General features: G+C 55.3%; 1 rRNA gene. It reads right to left on the bottom strand.

What is annotated here, in order from left to right:
- Positions 1-3 precede the first annotated feature (3 nt).
- Positions 4-120: ribosomal RNA gene (rrf, locus tag WN71_RS38585) — 5S ribosomal RNA — on the bottom strand.
- Positions 121-206: the final 86 nt, after the last annotated feature.

The following is a 206-nucleotide window of genomic DNA, read 5'->3' as shown; positions in this document are numbered from 1 at the left end:
ATTGTTCGGCGGTGTCCTACTCTCCCACAGGGTCCCCCCTGCAGTACCATCGGCGCTGTGAGGCTTAGCTTCCGGGTTCGGAATGTAACCGGGCGTTTCCCTCACGCTATGACCACCGAAACACTATGAAACTGTCGAACAATGCCGCACCACACTCCATCAAACCCATGGAGATATGGGGCTGTTCGTGGTTTCAGAACCAACAC

Source organism: Streptomyces mangrovisoli (assembly GCF_000974985.2).
GTDB classification, from domain to species: domain Bacteria; phylum Actinomycetota; class Actinomycetes; order Streptomycetales; family Streptomycetaceae; genus Streptomyces; species Streptomyces mangrovisoli.
This window is presented reverse-complemented; position numbering and strand designations above follow the sequence as displayed.